Genomic DNA, 20,353 nt, shown 5'->3' with positions numbered 1-20,353 from the left:
AGACCGCGTGCGGTGCGAAGTCCGTCGACGCGACGGCGGTCGCGGCGCGGAGTTCAGACCTCGCGATGGGCGAACCGCCGAACGTCTCGCCCTTCTCCCGCGGGCATCGGGAGCCATGGTCGGGAGTCGTGGATCAAGCGGGCCATGCCCGGCAGTGCCAGCCACGGCCGTTCAGGAGCGCGAGGCTGAGGGCCGGTGGACGGGCGCGAGGCCGGTGCGGATGCCGCGCCGCCGCGCTGGGCGGGTGGTGGCGCCCAGCGCGGCGGCCCGGGGCTCGGTCCCTGTGCTCAGTCCACCGGAACGCGCTGCCAGCTGAACAGCTGCTCCGCTGTCGGGTTCACGGTCAGGCGCAGCCACTCCGACACCGTTTCGCCTTCGACCACGATCCGGGTGAGGTTGGTGACCGGCTCGCTGATCCCGTAACCCTCGTGTCCTTCGGCCAACGGCCGGTCCACCAGGTAGCGGTGGGTGTCGCCCTGAAGCAGCAGCACTTCCCCGTCGAACGCCCGCGATCGGTCCGCCAGACGCCGGACGATCTCCGTGTAACCGGCCGAGCCGCCCCCGGCGAACGTGTCCGCCTGCATGCTGATCACCACGCCCCGCAGGCCGCGTTCCTCCGCGGCGTCGAAGGTGTCGTCGATCCAGGACAGCGCCGCATCGGTACGCGCCCGCACCTCGGCCTCCCGGAGCCGGGTCTGCTCGGGCGTCTCGTTCCCGCCGAACCACGGGGCCAGCCCATTGTCCGAACCCACCGCGTGCACCGTGGCGAAAGCCACCTGTGCCGATGCCCAGCGGGTGTTCTCAACGAACGCGGCGTGTGCCGGGTCGACGGCCTGCGTCTCCAGCACCATCGGGCGCACACCCAGCGCGGCTCCCGGCTCCGCGAAGAACTGGGAGCGCAGGACTTCGAGCCGCTCCAGCGGGTCGTAGCCACCGGCGGCCGGCCGGTGGCAGTCCGTCCACTCATTGTCGCCCGGCGTGTAGATCAGCGGATCGCGAAACCGCTCGAACTCCGTCGCGATGTGCCGGAAGTACTCATCCGTGCAAGAGCTGCTGCCCGTCTTGATATCCCCCAGGTGAATGACCTGATGGACGCGCGGATCGCCGTTGACGTCGGCGATCAGATCGGGGAACGCGGCGACCTGCTCCGCACCGTACGGCGCGTCTCCCAAGACGGCCAGGGTCAGGGGCAACGAGGCCCCCCAGGCAGGGGTGACGGACTCCGGATCAGCCGACGAACTGGCCGACGAACTACCGGCGGACACGGAAGCGGAAACAGCGAGGGCCGCGGCAAGCGGCAGGCTGACAAGGAAACGACGGTTCATGACCGAAAGTCTGAGCGGCCCACGTGTCGCCCCGGTGTCGCGCCGCCAAGCCCACGCGGGCACGAGGCCAAAGACCAAGGTACCGTCCCGCCCCCGGAGGCAAGCCGGAACCAGCTCGTACACGGGTCGCCCCGGGCGGGTGACCGCTCCGCACGGCCATCTGTCGACAGCCGAGGCGCGACGGCTTCCCGGCGCCGGAGGCGGCGGTCAGCGGCTGGCCGCCCCCGGGTTGTCGAGCGGCGGCGGACCGGCCGCCACCGACACCGTCCCGACCAGCGGCTACAGCACCGGCAGGTTCTTGCGCAGCTCGAACGCCGTGACCTCCGAGCGGTACTCCTCCCACTCCTGCCGCTTGTTGCGGAGGAAGAAGTCGAAGACGTGTTCGCCGAGAGTTTCCGCGACCAGCTCGCTGTGCTGCATCAAGTGGATCGCCTCGCCCAGGTTCTGCGGGAGGGGCTCGATGCCGAGTGCGCGGCGTTCGCGGTCGGTGAGGGCCCAGACGTCGTCCTCCGCGCCCGCCGGGAACTCGTAGCCCTCCTCGACGCCCTTGAGGCCGGCGGCCAGCAGCACCGCGTAGGCGAGGTAGGGGTTGGCGCCCGAGTCGAGGGAACGGACCTCGATGCGGGTGGAGCCGGTCTTGCCGGGCTTGTACATGGGCACGCGGATCAGCGCGGAACGGTTGTTGTGGCCCCAGCAGATGTACGAGGGGGCCTCGCCGCCGGCGCCGGCCGGGCGCTGGGCGCCGCCCCAGATGCGCTTGTAGGAGTTGACCCACTGGTTGGTGACGGCCGAGATCTCGCCCGCGTGCCGGAGCAGCCCGGCGATGAAGGAGCGGCCGATCTTGGAGAGCTGGAACTCGGCGCCGGTCTCGTGGAAGGCGTTGCGGTCGCCCTCGAAGAGCGAGAGGTGGGTGTGCATGCCGGAGCCGGGGTATTCCGAGAACGGCTTGGGCATGAACGTGGCCTGCACGCCCTGTTCCAGCGCGACCTGCTTCATGACGAGGCGGAACGTCATGATGTTGTCCGCCGTGGAGAGCGCGTCGGCGTAGCGCAGGTCGATCTCCTGCTGACCGGGGGCGCCCTCGTGGTGGGAGAACTCGACGGAGATCCCCATGGACTCCAGCATCGTGATGGCCTGGCGTCTGAAGTCCATGCCGATGTTCTGCGGGGTGTGGTCAAAGTACCCCGAGGTGTCGGCGGGGGTGGGCCGGGTGCCGTCCACCGGCTTCTCGTCGAGCAGGAAGAACTCGATCTCGGGGTGCGTGTAGAAGGTGAAGCCGAGGTCGGAGCTCTTGGCCAGGGCCCGCTTGAGGACGTAGCGCGGGTCGGCGTACGACGGGGAGCCGTCGGGCATCAGGATGTCGCAGAACATCCGGGCCGTGCCCGGGGATTCCGCGCGCCAGGGCAGGATCTGGAACGTGCTCGGGGCGGGCTTCGCGATCATGTCGGACTCGTGCACACGCGCGAATCCTTCGATGGCCGAGCCGTCGAAGCCGATGCCCTCCTCGAACGCCTGCTCAAGCTCGGCGGGGGCGACGGCCACGGATTTGAGGAAGCCGAGCACATCCGTGAACCACAGCCGCACAAACCGGATGTCCCGCTCCTCCAGCGTCCGGAGCACGAACTCCTGCTGCTTCTCCATCTCCACCCATCCTCGCTGGTCCGACGGCTCTGTCCCCGGCCGCGGGGCGCTCGGGGGCCCCCGAGCATCCCATCACAGGATTTCCGCGGCGTTGCGCACGCGCGACCGGACGGCCCGGCCCCATTGTGGAACACCGCAGATGGGGCGAACGGACCAATCATTGGCCACGACTATACGGTGCGACTTTCACCTGAGCCATGGTCATAAACCCCAGGTCACGGGCCTTTCACCCGTCCGACCGAGCGGGTCCGCGCGGCGGCATGCTGCCCGTTCGGGGGACCTTTCCGCAACGGCGCGGGAACGGCCGTACCCGCCGTCCGTTCACCGTGTCACCTCATGGGGCGGAAGCGCTACGCCCGGTCGCCGTCGCGCGCTCCCGGGACGGCCGGACGGCCGTCCGTTCCGCGTCCGCTCCGTGCCCGTTCCACGCCCGTTCCACGCCCGTTCCGCGCCCGCCCCGTGTCCGTTCGCCGCCGGGCCGCCGGGGACGCCCGTGCCGTACGCCGATTCTTCACAGCGAATTCGCCCTCCGGGAACCGGCATCGTCCGTCATGCCTGAGCGACAGGCGCGGGCGCCGGGACCACGCTGGAAGGCCGCACCGGCGGCGCCGGACCCGTCCCGTGGCCGGTGATCCCGCCCGGGTCCGGGGCCGCCGGGTCCGCGTACCGGGCGGACGCCGCCCCCCACCGGAGGACGGCGGCCATCCAGCAGCGCAGGCCGTCGAGATAGCGCGCGGTGCCCGCCGCGCCGCGCGCGTCGACCCGCCAGCGGGCGCACAGCTCGGGCACCCGTCCGCTCACCGCCTGGAAGAGCGCGACCCGGTCCGTCACCTCGGCGCCCACCTGCGCCGCCGCCTCCGGTCGCGTGAGGCCCCGATCGCGCCGGCGGATGAGCACGAGGTTGTACGGGTCGCCGCGCGCCTCGTCGCGCTCCGCCGCGCGCAGGTCGTCGCAGAGCAGGACCACGTCCCCGGCGCAGCGGGTCAGCGTCCGCACCTCGCGACTCCAGTAGACCCCGGCCGGGACCTCGAAGTGGCCGGCGCGCTCGATCAGGTCGAAGCGGGGCGCGGTGCCGGCCGCGTGCCCGCGCAGCGTGCGATACGCCTCCTCGTCGAGCCGGGCGCCCACGGACCGGTACTGCGCCTCCTGCACGAACGAGCGGAAGAAGCGCGTCAGGTTTCCCGCCGCGCGCTCCCGCCAGGCGGGGGAGGTCCCGGCCGCACCGCGCCGCCACAGGTCCGCGTAGGCGCGGGTCACCGGCAGGTCGAGCTTCGGGCGGGTGCCGGGCGCGCGGTAGGGGATGGCGGCCAGCTCGGTGCTCAGCCACGCCACCCGCTCCGGCTGGCGGCCGGCCGGGCCGTCGAACTGGTCGTCCAGCGCAAGGCCCAGGCAGACCGCGTCGGTGACCAGGTCCAGATCCGCGCCCCTGGCGTCCGGGAAGGCCCAGGCGGCGAGGTCCGTCAGCATCCAGGCGCGGTAGCGGCGCAACGCCTCGGCGCCGCGGACCAGCCCGTGGTCCACCGCCCAGTCGAGGTGACGCTCCCGCGCCCGGCCGGCGTCGGGATTGCTTCTGGACTCGAAGGGTAGAAAGACATCAGCGTCTTGCGGCATGCCACCCCCCAATTCGGGCGCGGGTCAGCTCTGCCGCGTCCGCGGCGTGGGGTAGCTCTGCCCTGGCACATGTCTCCGCAATCGGACAGCGGCACATCGTGACCGAATCTGGCGGTCCTTTTCATATCGGTGCCGCTCGGGGCCACGCGCCGCGGCGTACTCCGGCCTGATCGAAGGCGACCCCCACCCCCATAACGTCAATCGGACGATTAGACTCGGTCCCGTGCCACAGCTACGTATCGCCCTGAACCAGATCGACTCCACCGTCGGCGACCTGTCCGGCAACGCCGACGCCGTGCTGCGCTGGACGCGACACGGCGTCGAGTGCGGCGCGCACCTGGTCGTGTTCCCCGAGATGATGCTGACCGGCTATCCGGTCGAGGACCTGGCGCTGCGCGGCTCCTTCGTCGCCGCCAGCCGGTCCGCGCTGCGCGAGCTGGCCGCCCGGCTGGCCGCCGAGGGCCTGGGCGAGGTGCCCGTCGTCGTCGGCCACCTGGACCGGGCCGAGCACGTGCGGCAGAGCCTCGGCCAGCCGGTGGGCGCGCCGCGCAACGCCGCCGCCGTGCTGTACCGCGGCGAGGTGGTCCTCACCTTCTCCAAGCACCACCTGCCGAACTACGGCGTCTTCGACGAGTTCCGGTATTTCGTGCCCGGCGAGACGCTGCCCGTCATCCGGGTCGGCGGCGTCGACGTGGCGCTGGCCATCTGCGAGGACCTGTGGCAGGACGGCGGCCGGGTGCCGGCCGCCCGCGCGGCGGGTGCCGGCCTGCTGCTGTCGATCAACGCCTCGCCGTACGAGGTGAACAAGGAGGACACCCGCCTGGAGCTGGTCCGCAAGCGCGCCCAGGAGGCCGGCTGCGCGCTGGCGTATCTGGCGATGGTCGGCGGCCAGGACGAGCTGGTCTTCGACGGCGACTCGATCGTGGTGGACCGGGACGGCTCGGTGATCGCGCGCGGGCCGCAGTTCGCCGAGAAGTGCCTGCTGCTCGACCTCGACCTGCCCGCCGCGCGGGGCCCGGTGCCGGCCGGGGTCGCCGACGACGGGCTGCGGATCGAGCACGTGACGCTGTCGGCCGACCCGGTCGCGCCGTACGAGCCGCGCTACCCCGGCGGCGAGGCGGAGCGGCTGGACGACGCCGAGCAGATGTACCAGGCGCTGGTGACCGGCGTCCGGGCGTATGTGCGGAAGAACGGCTTCCGCTCGGTGCTCATCGGTCTGTCCGGCGGCATCGACTCGGCGCTGTGCGCGGCCATCGCCTGCGACGCGATCGGCGCGGAGAACGTGTACGGGCTGTCGATGCCGTCGCGGTATTCCTCGGAGCACTCCCGCGACGACGCGACCGAGCTGGCCCGCCGCACCGGGCTGCGGCTGCGGCCGGTGCCGGTCGGCCCGATGTTCGACGCCTACATGTCCGCGGTGGAGCTGACCGGCCTCGCCGAGGAGAACCTCCAGTCCCGGCTGCGCGGCACGCTGCTGATGGCGGTGTCCAACCAGGAGGGCCACATCGTGCTGGCGCCGGGCAACAAGAGCGAGCTGGCCGTCGGGTATTCCACGCTGTACGGCGACTCGGTCGGCGCCTACGGGCCGATCAAGGACCTCTACAAGACCGGCGTCTACCGCCTGGCGCGGTGGCGCAACGAGGCGGCCGAGCGGCGCGGCGAGACCCCGCCCATCCCGGAGAGCTCGATCAGCAAGCCCCCGAGCGCCGAGCTGCGCCCGGGGCAGGTGGACACGGACTCGCTGCCCGACTACGACGTGCTGGACGGGGTGCTGGAGCTGTACGTGGACCGCGACCAGGGCCGGGAGGCGATCGTCGCGGCGGGGTACGACCCGGAGCTGGTCACCCGCATTCTGCGCCTGGTCGACACCGCCGAGTACAAGCGCCGCCAGTACCCGCCGGGCACGAAGATCTCGCCCAAGGGCTTCGGCAAGGACCGCCGCCTGCCGATCACGAACCGCTGGCGGGAGGGGGGTTAGGGCCGGGTTGGGGCGGGTGAGGGCCGGTCAGGCCCGGCGCTCCCCACACGGGGAACCAGCGGGTCAGGTCCTTCTCCAGGCGGAGGTCGTCCGTCAGCAGGGCGCGGGTCTGGAGCTCCAGGGCGTTGTCCCGGCGCTCCCCCGCGCCCGGCAGCGGCGCGAAGGGGTAGAACGCGCCGCGTTTGTAGAGGTAGACCAGCGCCAGAGGCCGGGCCTCGGCGTCGCGGAACGCGGTCAGCGAGCACAGCAGCTGAGGGCCGAAGCCGGCGTCCGTCAGCAGGGTGTTGACCGCGTGCAGGTCGTTGACCAGGCCGGGCAGGTCGTCGGGGGTGTGGCGGAGCACGAGCCAGGTGTAGCCGTAGGAGTCCTCGCGGGACTCGACTTCCCCGAGCAGCTCCGCCACCTCCCGCCTGGCCCGCGCGAACGCGCCGCCCTCCACGCTGGCGAAGCAGACCGAGCCCAGCCCGGTGGGCGCGAAGCCGGCGCCCGCCTGGAGGGTGACGGCGGCGGCCGGGAGGCCGAAGAGCTGGTCGAGGTCGGGGCGGGCCGGCCGGGAGCGGCCGAGGATCGCGTCGAGGAAGCCCACGGCGGCCGTCACCCGCCGAGCCGGGCGGAGAGCCGGGCCAGCCGGTCGAGGCGCTGTTCCAGCGTGGGGTGCGAGGACAGCAGCCGGCCCAGGCTCGCCCCGGGCGACAGCGCGGGCGCGAAGAAGAAGGCGTTGAACGGCTCGGCCTGCCGCAGGTCCCGGGTGGGGATGCGGGCCATCTGCCCGGAGACCTTGGTCAGCGCCGAGGCCAGCGCGGACGGCCGACCGGTGAGCAGGGCGCCCGCGCGGTCGGCGGACAGCTCGCGGTAGCGGGACAGCAGCCGGGTGAGCAGGAAGCTGATCACGTAGACCACGGCGCTGATGAGCGGGATGAGGAGCAGGGCGACGTTCTGGTTGTCCCGCCCGCCCCGGCCGAAGAGGCCGGTCCACAGGGCGATCCGGGTGATCAGTCCGGCGAGCACGCCGAGGAAGGCGGCGATGGTCATCACGGCCACGTCCCGGTGCGCGACGTGCGACAGCTCGTGCGCGAGGACGCCCTCCAGTTCCTCCGGCTCCAGGCGGCGCAGCAGTCCGGTGGTGGCGCAGACCAGCGCTTTCTTCCGGCTGCGGCCGGTGGCGAAGGCGTTCGGTACGTCGGTGTCGGCGACGGCCACGCGCGGCTTGGGCATGTCGGCCAGCGCGCACAGCCGGTCCACCGCGCCGTGCAGCTCGGGTGCCTGCGCCGGGGTCACCTCGCGGGCGCCCATGCTGAACGCGGCGATCCGGTCGCTGAACCAGAACTGCGCCACGAACAGCCCGCCCACCAGCAGCACGATCAGCGGCCACGCCTTGCCCAGCGCCGCGATCAGGAAGCCGGTGAAGATCACATAGAGCAGCCCGATCAGGAACATGGTGAGAACCATGCGCCGGGTCAGGCCCCTATCGGGGACATATCGGGTACGGGCCACATATCCAACGTAAGAACCGATGGCTCAGGGGTCCAGTCGGGCGGCCACCGGCAGGTGGTCGCTACCGGTGGTGGGCAGCGTCCAGGACGAGACCGGCTCCAGGTCGCGGACCAGGATCTGGTCGATCCGCGCCATCGGGAAGCCGACCGGCCAGCTGAAGCCGAAGCCGGCCCCCGCGGCGCCCTGCGTGGAGCGGAGCTGGGAGGTGAGCGGGGCCAGCGCGCCGTCGTTCATGGTGCCGTTCAGATCGCCCAGCAGGACCGCCCGGTCCAGCGGCTCGGCGGCGATGGCCCGGCCGAGCAGGTCGGCGGCGTCGTCCCGTTGCCCGGCGGTGAACCCGGCGCGGAACTGGACGCGGACCGAGGGCAGGTGCGCCACGTAGACGGCGAGGTCGCCCAGCGCCGAGTCGACGGTGGTGCGCATGGCCCGCGTCCAGCCCATGCCGATGTCGACCGGCTCGGTGTCACCGAGCGGGTATCGGCTCCACAGCCCGACCGTGCCCTGCACGGCGTGGTGCGGATAGGCGGCGGCCAGCGCCTCCTCGTACGTCGCCAGCTCGTCCTGCGGCAGCTCCTGGAGCGCGAGCAGGTCGGCCCCCGACTCCGCGAGCCGGCGGGCGGTGCCGGCCGGGTCGGCGTTGCCCGCGTCCACGTTGTGGCTGACGACCATGAGCGCGCCGCCGTCGCCGGACTTGTCCAGCAGCAGGCCGCCGAAGAGGTTGAGCCAGACGAGTGCGGGGACGAGCAACGCGGCCACCGCCGTCACCGAGCGGCGCAGCACGGCACACAGGGCCAGCACGGGGATGGTCAGCCCGAGCCAGGGCATGAAGGTCTGGAGCAGGCTGCCGAGGTTGCCGATCGTGTTGGGGACCCTGGCGTGCAGCGTCATCACGAGCGCGAGGGCCAGGGCGAGACCCGCCACCACCCAGCCCCGCCGCCAGCGGCCGACGCGGTCGCGCCAGCGCGGCTTGGCCTTGGTCGTGGGCTCGGCTCGGGCCTCGGCCTCGGCTCGGGGCTCGGCCTCGGGTGGGGTGCCGCCGGCACCACCGGCGCCCTCGGCGCCCTCGCTCTTTCCGGTCCCAGCGCCTTTGTCCGCGCCGTCGTCCGGCCTGGTCTCCGGGGTGTACAAGCGTGCCATCCGCTCCCTCGCTGACCGTCGCGCTCCGCCCCGGGCACTTACACGGACCCCGGACGGTCTGAATATGACGTCCGGTCTCAAGACGGTCACGGCGGGGCGCGAGGTTCCGTTATATCAGCACTCTTCTCAACCCTCCTCCCGCCTCTTTCCGCTCGTGCCCGACGGTGCGAGGATGGGTGTCGATCCGGGGACGCCGTTCATGGCGCTTCGAGACGACGAACAGGAGCACGCACGATGACCCTCCACACGCCTGCCCAGACACCGGCCAAGCCGGAGCAGCCGGGCCTGTACGGCGGCAAGAGCAGCCGCCGCGTCACTGTCCGGGACATAGCCGCGGCCAAGCGGCGCGGCGAGAAGTGGCCGATGCTGACCGCCTACGACGCGATGACCGCGTCCGTCTTCGACGACGCCGGTATCCCGGTGATGCTGGTGGGCGACTCGATGGGGAACGCCCACCTGGGATACGACAGCACGGTGCCGGTCACGCTGGAGCAGATCACCATGCTGGCCGCCGCCGTGGTGCGGGGCACGCGGCGGGCGTTGATCGTTGGCGACCTGCCGTTCGGGTCGTACCAGGAGGGGCCGATCCAGGCCCTGCGCAGCGCGACGCATCTGGTCAAGGAGGCCGGGGTCGGCGCGGTGAAGCTGGAGGGCGGCGAGCGTTCGGCCGACCAGATCCGGCTGCTGGTGGAGTCGGGCATCCCCGTGATGGCGCACGTCGGGCTGACGCCGCAGTCGGTCAACGCCTACGGCGGCCACCCCGTGCAGGGCCGGGGCGAGGAGGCGGCGCAGCAGCTGCTGCGGGACGCCAAGGCGGTGCAGAACGCGGGCGCGTTCGCGGTGGTGCTGGAGCTGGTGACGGCGGAGCTGGCCGCCGAGGTGACCCGGAGCCTGCACATCCCGACGATCGGCATCGGCTCGGGCGCGGAGTGCGACGCCCAGGTGCTGGTCTGGACGGACATGGCCGGGATGACGGAGTGGCCGGGCGGCCGGACGCCGAGGTTCGTCAAGCAGTACGGGCGGCTGCGCGAGGCGCTGGGTGACGCGGCGCGGGCGTTCGCGGAGGACGTCGTCGGCGGGGCGTACCCGGCGGAGGAGCACAGCTTCCACTGAAGCGTGTCGCGGAAGCCGTGGGGCGCCCGATTCCGGCCGTGGTCGACAGTCGCGACAGAGCGACCCTGCCTGATGTGGCGCGGCCTGTGAGCTGCCCGCGAGGGCGCCCGAGGATCGATCGACGGCCGTCTGGCGGTTGCGCGACACGCCTTGCCCCCGGCAGACACGGCAGGCACGGCAGGCACGGCAGGGGCCCGGTGGACCGCTCGTCTCAGGCGGTCCGCTGGGCCTTCGCCTTCTTGCCGTAGTAGATGGCCATGTTGGACGAGACGCCGGCCACCATGATCCACGCGATGCCCAGCCAGTTCCCCTTGGTGAACGAGACGACCGCCGCCACCACGGCGAGGAGGCAGACGGTCAGGGCATAGAGGGCGAGTCGGCGCGGGCTCATGAGGGGCTCCGGAATCGTCGTCGGCGGCGGGCGGACTCCATTGTCACGCACGCCCCCGGACAGCTCAGATGTCGGTCAGCCGGACGCCCGCGTGGGCCTTGTAGCGGCGGTTGACCGAGATGAGGTTGGCGACGAGGGACTCGACCTGGTGGGCGTTGCGCAGGCGGCCGGCGAAGACGCCGCGCATGCCGGGGATGCGGCCGGCGAGGGCCTGGACGATCTCGCAGTCGGCGCGGTTCTCGCCGAGGACCATGACATCGGTGTCGATCTTCTCGATCGTCGGGTCCTGGAGGAGGACGGCCGACAGGTGGTGGAACGCGGCGGTGACGCGGGAGTCGGGCAGCAGCGCGGCGGCCTGCTGGGCGGCGCTGCCCTCCTCGGGGACGATCGCATAGGCGCCCTGCTTGTCGAAACCGAGCGGGTTGACGCAGTCCACGACGAGCTTCCCGGCCAGCTCCGCGCGCAGCGACTCCAGGGTCCGGGCGTGGCCGTCCCACGGCACCGCCACGATGATCACATCGCTCTCGCGGGCGCAGCCGGCGTTGTCGAGGCCCCGGACACCGTGGCCGAGCTCGTCGGCGGCGGCCTGCGCGCGATCGGCGGCGCGCGATCCGATGATCACCTCGTGCCCCGCTCTGGCCAGCCGGTAGGCGAGCCCACGGCCCTGGTCCCCGGTACCGCCGAGCACGCCGATCACGAGCCCGGAGACGTCGGGCAGGTCCCAGGGGTCCTTGGCGGGAGGCTTCGGCGCAGTGTTATCAGAGGTCATATTCAGATCCTCCCACCCCGGGGCTCAGGCGCCCTTGTCGTGATCGTCCCCCTCCCCGGCTGAATCTTTGTCGTCCTTGTCGTTCCAGCGCGGGTCGTCACGCCACTCGGCGTTGCGCTCGCGGACCGTGTCCATCGCGTGCTCGGCCTCGGCGCGGGTGGCGTAGGGGCCGAAGCGGTCCTGGGCCGGGCATTCCCGGCCCTCCTCCACCTTTTGATGCTTGAGGCAGTAGTACCACTCGCCCTCGCGGCCGGCGGGCTTTCGTCTGAACAGAGCAGCCATGCCCTCATCCTGCCCGCCCGTAGACTCAGTTGCATGTCTGGCCAGTCACTCGTCTCCCCCGGCAGGATCTCCCCCACGCGCTCCGTGCCGTCCGCCATCCCGCGCCCCGAGTACGTGGGCCGACCGGCGCCCACTCCTTATACCGGGCCGCACGCGCAGGACGCGGAGACCGTCGAGCGGATGCGGGTGGCCGGGCGGATCGCGGCGCGGGCCCTGACGGAGACGGCGGCGCACATCGCGCCCGGTGTGACGACGGACGAGCTGGACCGGATCGCGCACACGTTCCTGTGCGACCACGGCGCCTACCCCTCGACGCTGGGCTACCGGGGCTTCCCGAAGTCGCTGTGCACCTCGGTCAACGAGGTCATCTGCCACGGCATCCCCGACTCCACGGCGCTGCGCGCGGGCGACATCGTCAACCTCGACATCACGGCGTTCGTCGGCGGCGTGCACGGCGACACCAACGCGACGTACCTGGTCGGCGGCGAGGCGGCGGTGGACGAGGAGTCGCGGCTGCTGGTGGAGCGGACCCGGGAGTCGCTGAACCGGGCGATCAAGGCGGTGCGGCCGGGCCGGCAGGTCAACGTGATCGGCCGGGTGATCGAGTCCTACGCGCGGCGCTTCGGCTACGGCGTGGTGCGGGACTTCACCGGGCACGGGATCAATACGTCCTTCCACTCGGGGCTGTACATCCCGCACTACGACGACCCCGAGGCGACGACTGTGATGGTGCCGGGGATGACGTTCACCATCGAGCCGATGCTGACGCTGGGCACCCACGAGTGGGAGATGTGGCCGGACGACTGGACGGTGGTCACGAAGGACCGGAAGCGGACGGCCCAGTTCGAGCACACGCTGCTGGTGACGGACGACGGCGCGGAGATCCTGACCCTGCCGTGACCCACTGCCCTGATCCACTGCCCTGACCCGCCCCCGGTTCTTCCCCGGCCCCGCTCCGGCCGCACACCTCTTCGGGCGCCTTTCCAGTGAAGATTTCCGATAAGAGCGTTTTCCGCTTTGTGTGGAGGTGTGGGCGCGAAAGGCTGCCGCCCAGGTACGCGACATCCACAAGGAGTACGTCCTGGGCACCTCCATCCGCAGAGCAAGGGCGTTCTGCGCAGTCCCCGTCCTGCTGGCCGCGGTCGCCTGCGGCTCCAGCGTCGGCTCGGCGTCGGTCGATCCGCGCGACGTCGGTCCGGCGTCGGGCACCATCACCTGGTACGCCATCAACTTCGGACCCGATGAACTGCCGCAGCGGCTCATCACGGCGTTCGAGAAGGAGCACCCGGACATCACCGTGGAGTTCCAGGCGGCACCGAACAACACCGACACCGTGCGGGCCACGCTGACCACCGAGATCTCCGGCGGCTCCGGCAGCATCGACGTCTACAGCGGCGACGTCATCTGGCCCGCCCAGTTCGGCGAAGCCCACCTCGCCATGCCGCTGGACGAGCACCTGCCCGAGGACTTCTGGGACCGGTTCCCCGAGGATCGGGCCGCGGTGACCGAACACGACGGCGAGCACGTGGCGGCACCCCTCTACACCGACATCGGCTTCCTCTACTACCGCAAGGACCTGCTGGAGCGGCACGACCTGCCGGTGCCCGAGACCTGGGAGGAGCTGGCCGAGACGGCCGCGACGCTCCAGGAGGCCGGGGACGTGCCGTACGGATATGTCGCCCAGTGGGCCAACTACGAGGGGCTGACCGTCAACTGGACCGAGCTGTCCGCCGCCGCCGGCGGACGGAGCGTCTCGGCGGACGGCGAGCGCAGTGAGATCGACTCCAAGGCCAACCGGCGGGCGCTCGACTTCATGCGCGGGATGCTGGCGGACGGGGTGGCGCCCTCGGCGATCACCAGCTTCCAGGAGCCGCAGTCCCTCCAGACATTCGCCGAGGGGGACGCCGCCTTCCACCGCAACTGGGCCTACGCCTACGCCGACGCCAACAACCCGGAGCTCTCCAAGGTCGCGGGGAAAGTCGGCATCGCCCCGCTGCCCGCGTTCGGGGACGGCTCGGAGCCCGGACCGTCGGGCGTCGGCGGCTGGAATCTGATGGTGAACCCGCACAGCGAGGCCATCGGCGCCGTGCTCGCCTTCATCGAGTGGATGACCGGCCCCGAGGCGCAGCGCATGCTGGCGGAGAACTCGGTGATCCCGGCCGCCTCCTCGGCGCTCGAAGACCCGGAGCTCCAGCGGGACAACCCGGTGCTCGCCCATGCCGCCGAGGTCCCGCTGGTCTCCCGGCCCGCCGCCACGCCCCGCTATCCGCAGGTCAGCTACGGCATCTTCACCAACGTCAACGGCTCGCTGGCCGGCTCCACCGCGCCCGGCGCGGCCCTGAGATCGGCCGCCGGGGACATCCAGCGGGCGCTGGAGGACAACGCCCTGTGAGCGACGGACACGCGGCCACCGGACCACACGCACCCACGACACCCACACGTCGCCGCGTGGCCGGAGAAGCGAACGGGATGAACCAGTGAGCGACGGACACGCGGCCACCGGACCACACGCACCCACGACACCCACACGTCGCCGCGTGGCCGGAGAAGCGAACGGGATGAACCAGTGAGCGACGGACACGCGGCCACCGGACCACACGCACCCACGACACCCACACGTCGCCGCGTGGCCGGAGAAGCGAACGGGATGAACCAGTGAGCGACGGACACGCGGCCACCGGACCACACGCACCCACGACACCCACACGTCGCCGCGTGGCCGGAGAAGCGAGCGGAGTGAACCAGTGAGCGACGGACACGCGGCCACCGGACCACACGCACCCACGACACCCACACGTCGCCGCGTGGCCGGAGAAGCGAGCGGAGTGAACCAGTGAGCGACGTTTCCCCGGGTGGGGCCGGGCAGCCGGACGACGAACGCACGGCGGCCTACGGGCGGCCGGAGTCGCCGCCGCTGTCGGAGCGTATGTCGCTGGAGAAGCGGCCCACGGCCGGTCCGCCGCCGCCCTCCTGCAGCGGCGAAGGGGGCGGCAGCGGTGACGACGGCGGGGTCGTCAGACCGCGGCGTTCGATGCTGGAGCGCCGGTTCGCCCGCCTGGGGTGGTGGTTCGCCACACCCGCGCTGCTCGTGGTGCTGGCCGTCACGCTCTTCCCCGTGAGCTTCTCCATCGCGATGAGCCTGAGCGGCGTGGAGGTCTCGGCGGACGGCTTCCGGCTCTCCGGCTTCACCACCGACCACTACCAGCTCCTGCTGGGCTCCGAGCGCTGGCGGCACGCGCTGTCGTTCACCGTGCTCTACACCATCGGCACCGTGCTGGTCGAGCTGCTGCTCGGCACCCTCATCGCGCTGGTGCTGGAGCGGCTCGGCGGTGCCGGGCGCGGCTGGATGATGGCGCTGCTGCTGCTGCCGTGGGCCATGATCACCGTCGTCTCGGCGCAGCTGTGGGCCTACATGTACAACGGGGTGTACGGGGTGCTGACCACCCTCTCGGAGGATGTGACGGGTCAGCCCGTGCAGTTCCTCGGTACCCGGATGCCGGCGATCCTGTCGATGGCGGTGGCCGACATCTGGAAGACCACCCCGTTCGTGGCGATCATCGTGCTGGCGGGGCTGATGATGCTGCCGTCCGACGTCGTCGAGGCGGCCCGGGTGGACGGGGCCGGGGCGTGGACCGCGTTCTGGCGGGTGCGACTGCCGCTGCTGCGGCCGGCGCTGACGATCGCGGTGCTGTTCCGCGTCCTCCAGGCGTTCGGCCTGTTCGACCTGCCGTTCGTGCTGACCGGCGGCGGCCCGGGGGACGCCACCGAGTCGCTGGCCCTGCTCGGCTGGCAGGCGATGTTCACCAACCTCGACTTCGGGCCCGGCGCCGCGGTGGCCGCGAGCACGGCGGGCCTGGTGCTCGTCGGCTGTCTGCTCTTCCTGCGCGCGTTCCGGTCCCGGGTCGGAGACGAGGAGGCGGGGCATTGAGACGCATCCGGCTGACCTGGACCCATGGCGCGGCGCTGCTGATCGCCGCCTTCGTGGCGGCGCCGCTCTACTGGATGGCCGTGACGTCCTTCAAGGGGCAGGCGGAGATCGGCACGAGCCCACCGACCGCCTGGCCGGACGACGGCACCTGGGTCAACTACCGGGACGCCTTCATCGACAACGACTTCGGCACCTATCTGCTCAACTCGGTGTTCGTCTCCGTGGTGGCGACCGTGCTCGTTCTCAGCCTCAGCTCGTTCGCCGGCTACGCGCTGGCCCGGCTGCCGCTGCGCGGCAAGGCGCCGATCATGGTGGCGCTGCTGATGATCTCGCTCTTCCCCACGATCGCGCTGGCCGCGCCGCTCTTCCTGCTCATGCGCGACATCGGGTGGCTGAACAGCTATCAGGGGCTGATCCTGGTGTACACGGCGCTGAACGTGCCGTTCGCGGTCTGGATCCTGCGGAACTTCTTCCTCGGGATCCCGAAGGAGATGGAGGAGGTGGCCTGGGTGGATGGCGCCTCGCCGCTGCGCACCGTGCTGTCGGTGATCCTGCCGCAGGCCAGGCCGGGGATGTTCACGGCGGCGATCTTCACCTTCACGGCCTGCTGGACCGAGTTCCTGATCGCCCTGACCCTCAACACGGCGGACCGGTACCGCACGATGCCGGTCGGCCTGGCGCTGTTCGGCAGCCAGTTCACCATCCCCTACGGAACGATCTTCGCCGCCGCGACCGTCTCGGTGCTGCCGATCGCCCTGCTCGTCCTGGTCTTCCGCCGCGCCGTGGTCTCCGGGCTCACCGCGGGCGCGGTGAAGGGCTGACCCTCCCGGACCGCGCACAGAGTTGGTGATCCCCATGCCGTCGCCCTCGCCGTCGTCGTCGTTCCGCCCCGCACCGGCCTGGCTGGCCGACGCCGTGCTGTACCAGATCTATCCGCAGAGCTTCGCCGACGCCAACGGGGACGGCGTCGGGGACTTCGCGGGTATCACCGCACACCTCGACCACCTGGCCTGGCTCGGGGTGACCACCGTCTGGCTGAACCCCTGCTTCGCCTCACCGTTCAACGACGCCGGCTACGACATCTCCGACTACCTGTCCGTCGCCCCGCGCTACGGCACCGCCGACGACCTCGCCGAGCTGGTCGACGAGGCCGGCCGCCTCGGCATCCGGGTCCTGCTCGACCTCGTCGCCGGCCACACCTCCGACCAGCACCCCTGGTTCCGGCACGCCGTCGACGACCCGGCCGACCACCGGTACATCTGGACGGAGGAGACGGACGGGCTGCCCGACCGGTTCGTCCGCTCGCCCGGGAGCCGGCCCGGCGGCTATCTGCCGAACTTCTTCGACTCCCAGCCCGCCCTCAACTTCGGCTACGCCCGCGAGGACCCGGCCGAGCCGTGGCGGCAGCCGGTGTCCGCCGACGGCCCGCGCGCCAACCGCGCCACGCTGCGCGAGATCATGGACCACTGGCTGCGGCTCGGCCTGGCCGGCTTCCGGGTCGACATGGCGCACTCACTGGTCAAGGACGACCCCGGGCTGCGTGCGACGAGCACGCTCTGGGCCGAGCTGCGCGCGTGGCTGGACCGCACCCACCCCGACGCCGCCCTGCTGGCCGAGTGGGGCGACCCGGCCGTGTCCGTGCCCGCCGGGTTCCACTCGGACTTCTTCCTCCAGTTCGGCGGCCCCTCGGACGGACTGCCGCTGCGCTCCCTGTGGCACAACGGGCACGGCACCGTCGCCGAGCACTGGACGCCGGACCCGTGCTACTTCGACGCCGAAGGCGGCGGCACGGCGGGCACGTTCGTCACCGCCTGGCAGTCGGTGAGCGCCGTCATCGGCGACCGCGGATTCTGCACGCTGCCGACCGCCAACCACGACTTCTCGCGGCTGGCCTGCGGACCGCGCACGGCCGAACAGCTCCCGCCCGCCTTCGCGTTCCAGCTCACCTGGCCCACCCTGCCCGCGATCTACTACGGCGACGAGATCGGCATGCGTTTCCTGCCGGACCTGCCCGACCACGAGGGCAGCGCGATCGGCCCCCGCTACAACCGGGCCGGCTCCCGGACCCCGATGCAGTGGGACGACTCGCCGGGCGCGGGTTTCTCCACCGCCCCCGCCGACCGCCTCTACCTGCCGCTGGACCCGGACCCGGGCCGGCCGACCGTCGCCGCCCAGCGCGCCGACGAATCCTCGCTGCTCCGCCTGGTCCGCAGGCTCATCGCGCTGCGCCGGGCCACTCCCGAGCTGGGCGGCCGGGCCGGCGTCGAGGTCCTGCACAGCGGCTATCCGCTGGTCTACGTGCGCGGCGACCGCTATCTCGTCGTCGTCAACCCCCGCCGCGAGCCGGCCTCGTTCACCCTGCCCCGGCCCGAACCGGCGCCCACCGCACGGCCGGTGGAGACGTCGGGGGTCACCGTGTCCGGGCGGGAGATCACCGCCCCGGGCTTCAGCTTCGGGATCTTCGCGCTGTAAGGTTCCCCGGAGAAAACGGGGGAACCGGGGGACGAACGTGTTCGGAATCATCAGGCCCTGCCGGCACCGCCTGTCCGAGGGGCTGGCGGCCGAGTGGCTGGCCCATCTGTGCGGGCTGTGCCTGGCCCTGCGGGGAACGCATGGCCAGTCGGCGCGCGTCGCCACCAACTACGACGGGCTGCTGATATCCGTCCTGTTCGACGCCCAGACGGAACGGTCGCCCGCCGCCCGGCGCACGGCCGGGCCGTGTCCGCTGCGGGCGATGCGGACAGCGCCGGTGGCGCGCGGCGAGGGCGCGAAGCTGGCGGCGGCGGTCTCGCTGGTGCTGGCGTCGGCCAAGATCAGGGACCACGTGCTCGACGGCGACGGGGTGCTGGCGCGGCGCTCCCTGGCCGCCGCCGCGCGACGGGTCGCCCGGGGCTGGGACGCGGCCGGGGCGCGCGGTGGCGCGGCGGTCGGGTTCGACACGACGGTGCTCGTGGAGGCCGTGGACCGGCAGCAGGGGATCGAGGCGCTGGCCGGGCCGGGCACGCCGCTGCTCGCGGTGACCGAGCCGACGGAGACGGCCACGGCGGCGGCGTTCGCGCACACCGCCCTGCTCGCCGGGCGGCCGGGGAACGCGGAGCCGCTGGCGGAGGCCGGGCGGCTCTTCGGGCGGATCGCCCATCTGCTGGACGCCGTCGAGGACATGACGGCCGACGCGGCGTCGGGCGCGTGGAACCCGATCGCCGCCACCGCGACGCCGCTGCCCGAGCTGCGGCGGCTGTGCGACGACGCCGCGCACGGGGTGCGGCTGGCACTGCGCGAGGCCGAGTTCACCGACCGGCGGCTGACGCACATCCTGCTCGACCACGAACTGCGCCGCGCCGTGGACCGCGCGTTCGGCACGACGTGCGGGCACGGGGCGCACGGGGCGCGGGCGCTGTCGGCCCCGGGCGGTCCCTACGGGCCTCCGTACGGACCGCCCGGCGCGCCGCCGGAGCCACCGCCGCCGAACCGGGGCAGGCGGCGCGGGATGGTGACGGGCTGCGCGGTGTGGACCGGGCTCTTCTGCACCTGCCAGTTGTGCTGCCGCGACCCGTACCACGATCCGTGGAGCGGCGAGGAGCGCGAGGGCTGGTGCCACAAGTCCGACTGCGGTGACTGCTGCGGTGGCTGCGACTGTGGCTGCGGCGACGGCTGCTGCTGCGACTGCGACTGCGACTGCAACTGCTAGGGACGCTCAGGCGGCGGCGGTGATGCCGCCGCAGGCGCGGATCTCGCGCTCGCTGGCGTTTCCGCCCGTGACCATCACGGCCACCCGCTGCCCGGCGAAGTCCCCGGGGGCGGCGAGCACGGCGGCCAGCGCGGCGGCACCCGCGCCCTCGGCCAGGGTGTGCGCGTCGCGCATCAGCGTCCACTGGGCCTCCGCGATGGCGTCATCGTCGACGAGCACGAAGTCGGCCAGACGCGAGCGCAGCAGCCCCTGGGGCAGCGCGAACCCGCAGCCGGCGGCGAGGCCCTCCACCCGGGTCCGGTTGGGCCGGGTCAGCGGCACACCCGCCCGCCAGGACTCGTACGCGGCGGGCGAGGCGGCGGACTGGACGGCGATCACCCGGCAGCCGGGGGCCACGGCGGCGGCGACCAGACAGGCCGCGGCGGCGCCGCTCCCCGCCCCGACCGGCACCACGATCGCGTCGAGCGCGGGCTCCCGCTCGAAGACCTCCAGGTACGCGGTGGCGACCCCGGCGATGAGGGCCGGTTCGTCGCCCGCGCTGACCAGCCGCATGCCACGGTCGGCGGCGACCTTCCCGGCGTGCGCGGCGGCGGCGTCGAGGTCCGCGCCGTGCTCGATCAGCTCGGCGCCCAGCGCGCGCACCGCCCGCGCCTTGGCCGGGTTCGGGTCCTCGGGCATGACGATGACGCAGGGCGCGCCGAACCGGGCGGCGGCGTAGGCGAGGGACTGGGCGTGGTTGCCCGTGGAGTACCCGAGGACGCCGCGGGAGCGTTCGGCCGGGTCCATCCCCGCGAGGAGGGTGAGGCCGCCGCGCACCTTGAAGGCGCCGGTCGGCTGGGTGTTCTCGTGCTTGATCAGGACGGTGGCCCCGGCGGCGGCGTTCAGCGCCGGGTAGGACCACATCGGGGTGGGCGGCAGGTGGTCCGCCAGCAGGCGGCGGGCGCGCAGGGCGTCGGTGATCGTCGGCGGTCGCATACGACCACGGTGCCACGAACG

Annotated in this window: 18 protein-coding genes; 8 read left to right on the top strand and 10 right to left on the bottom strand. The window is 72.3% G+C overall.

Annotation, left to right across the window (positions count from 1 at the left end):
- Nucleotides 1–287: 287 nt before the first annotated feature.
- The 3 genes from OIE51_RS21520 to OIE51_RS21510 form a co-directional block, all read right to left on the bottom strand.
- On the bottom strand, nt 288–1,448 hold the full coding sequence (locus tag OIE51_RS21520; protein WP_326599382.1) for a metallophosphoesterase family protein: 1,161 nt from the start codon (nt 1,446–1,448) through the stop codon (nt 288–290).
- A gap of 156 nt (nt 1,449–1,604) precedes the next feature.
- Entirely contained in the window at nt 1,605–2,966 is a 1,362-nt protein-coding gene (gene glnA / locus OIE51_RS21515) for a type I glutamate--ammonia ligase (RefSeq protein ID WP_326599381.1), read from the bottom strand.
- A 549-nt stretch (nt 2,967–3,515) separates the two neighbouring features.
- Nucleotides 3,516–4,577, bottom strand: a complete 1,062-nt coding sequence (locus tag OIE51_RS21510; RefSeq protein ID WP_326599380.1) for a terpene synthase family protein — start codon at nt 4,575–4,577, stop codon at nt 3,516–3,518.
- A gap of 223 nt (nt 4,578–4,800) precedes the next feature.
- Between OIE51_RS21510 and OIE51_RS21505 the strand changes: the two genes are divergently transcribed.
- Complete coding sequence (locus tag OIE51_RS21505; protein ID WP_326599379.1) at nt 4,801–6,555, top strand: NAD+ synthase; 1,755 nt, start codon at nt 4,801–4,803, stop codon at nt 6,553–6,555.
- Here the strand turns inward: OIE51_RS21505 and pspAB are convergent.
- From pspAB to OIE51_RS21490, 3 genes are read right to left on the bottom strand one after another with little or no spacing between them, the layout of a single operon-like run.
- Nucleotides 6,527–7,141, bottom strand: coding sequence for a PspA-associated protein PspAB (pspAB, locus tag OIE51_RS21500; RefSeq protein WP_326600732.1), 615 nt, complete (start codon nt 7,139–7,141; stop codon nt 6,527–6,529). The two genes, OIE51_RS21505 and pspAB, sit on opposite strands and share 29 nt — an antisense overlap.
- A gap of 8 nt (nt 7,142–7,149) precedes the next feature.
- Complete coding sequence (gene htpX, locus OIE51_RS21495) at nt 7,150–8,049, bottom strand: zinc metalloprotease HtpX (RefSeq protein ID WP_326599378.1); 900 nt, start codon at nt 8,047–8,049, stop codon at nt 7,150–7,152.
- A gap of 24 nt (nt 8,050–8,073) precedes the next feature.
- Nucleotides 8,074–9,186 (bottom strand): endonuclease/exonuclease/phosphatase family protein, encoded by a 1,113-nt coding sequence (locus OIE51_RS21490; RefSeq protein WP_326599377.1) that lies wholly within the window; start codon nt 9,184–9,186, stop codon nt 8,074–8,076.
- Between the two features lie 234 nt (nt 9,187–9,420).
- Here OIE51_RS21490 and panB point away from each other — a divergent pair, with 234 nt between their 5' ends.
- A complete protein-coding gene (gene panB, locus OIE51_RS21485; protein WP_326599376.1) occupies nt 9,421–10,299 on the top strand; it encodes a 3-methyl-2-oxobutanoate hydroxymethyltransferase in 879 nt (292 codons plus the stop codon).
- Nucleotides 10,300–10,510: 211 nt separating this feature from the next.
- Here the strand turns inward: panB and OIE51_RS21480 are convergent, their stop codons facing one another.
- The 3 genes from OIE51_RS21480 to OIE51_RS21470 all read right to left on the bottom strand — a co-directional run bounded on the left by OIE51_RS21480 (nt 10,511) and on the right by OIE51_RS21470 (nt 11,741).
- Nucleotides 10,511–10,690: a hypothetical protein gene (locus OIE51_RS21480; protein WP_326599375.1), complete on the bottom strand. Its 180-nt coding sequence runs from the start codon at nt 10,688–10,690 to the stop codon at nt 10,511–10,513.
- Nucleotides 10,691–10,754: 64 nt separating this feature from the next.
- Complete coding sequence (npdG, locus tag OIE51_RS21475; RefSeq protein ID WP_326599374.1) at nt 10,755–11,459, bottom strand: NADPH-dependent F420 reductase; 705 nt, start codon at nt 11,457–11,459, stop codon at nt 10,755–10,757.
- Between the two features lie 24 nt (nt 11,460–11,483).
- Nucleotides 11,484–11,741, bottom strand: coding sequence for a hypothetical protein (locus tag OIE51_RS21470; RefSeq protein ID WP_326599373.1), 258 nt, complete (start codon nt 11,739–11,741; stop codon nt 11,484–11,486).
- Between the two features lie 33 nt (nt 11,742–11,774).
- Here OIE51_RS21470 and map point away from each other — a divergent pair, with 33 nt between their 5' ends.
- From map to OIE51_RS21440, 6 genes are all read left to right on the top strand, one after another.
- Nucleotides 11,775–12,641: a type I methionyl aminopeptidase gene (gene map, locus OIE51_RS21465; protein WP_326599372.1), complete on the top strand. Its 867-nt coding sequence runs from the start codon at nt 11,775–11,777 to the stop codon at nt 12,639–12,641.
- A gap of 127 nt (nt 12,642–12,768) precedes the next feature.
- Nucleotides 12,769–14,133 carry an ABC transporter substrate-binding protein gene (locus OIE51_RS21460; protein ID WP_326599371.1) on the top strand — a complete coding sequence of 455 codons (1,365 nt, stop codon included), beginning with the start codon at nt 12,769–12,771 and terminating at the stop codon, nt 14,131–14,133.
- Between the two features lie 441 nt (nt 14,134–14,574).
- A complete protein-coding gene (locus OIE51_RS21455; RefSeq protein ID WP_326599370.1) occupies nt 14,575–15,669 on the top strand; it encodes a carbohydrate ABC transporter permease in 1,095 nt (364 codons plus the stop codon).
- Complete coding sequence (locus OIE51_RS21450) at nt 15,666–16,490, top strand: carbohydrate ABC transporter permease (protein WP_326599369.1); 825 nt, start codon at nt 15,666–15,668, stop codon at nt 16,488–16,490. Before OIE51_RS21455 ends, OIE51_RS21450 begins: the two co-directional genes overlap by 4 nt.
- 34 nt (nt 16,491–16,524) lie before the next feature.
- Nucleotides 16,525–18,141, top strand: a complete 1,617-nt coding sequence (locus OIE51_RS21445; RefSeq protein WP_326599368.1) for an alpha-amylase family glycosyl hydrolase — start codon at nt 16,525–16,527, stop codon at nt 18,139–18,141.
- 37 nt (nt 18,142–18,178) lie between these two features.
- Nucleotides 18,179–19,357 (top strand): DUF5685 family protein, encoded by a 1,179-nt coding sequence (locus OIE51_RS21440; protein WP_326599367.1) that lies wholly within the window; start codon nt 18,179–18,181, stop codon nt 19,355–19,357.
- Nucleotides 19,358–19,363: 6 nt separating this feature from the next.
- On the opposite strand, the gene OIE51_RS21435 is transcribed toward OIE51_RS21440, so the two are convergent.
- Entirely contained in the window at nt 19,364–20,332 is a 969-nt protein-coding gene (locus tag OIE51_RS21435; protein ID WP_326599366.1) for a threonine ammonia-lyase, read from the bottom strand.
- Nucleotides 20,333–20,353: the final 21 nt, after the last annotated feature.

It is taken from the genome of Streptomyces sp. NBC_01803 (assembly GCF_035917415.1).
GTDB lineage: Bacteria > Actinomycetota > Actinomycetes > Streptomycetales > Streptomycetaceae > Streptomyces.
Note: the sequence above shows the minus strand (reverse complement) of the source record. Positions and strands in the feature narration are given on the sequence as shown.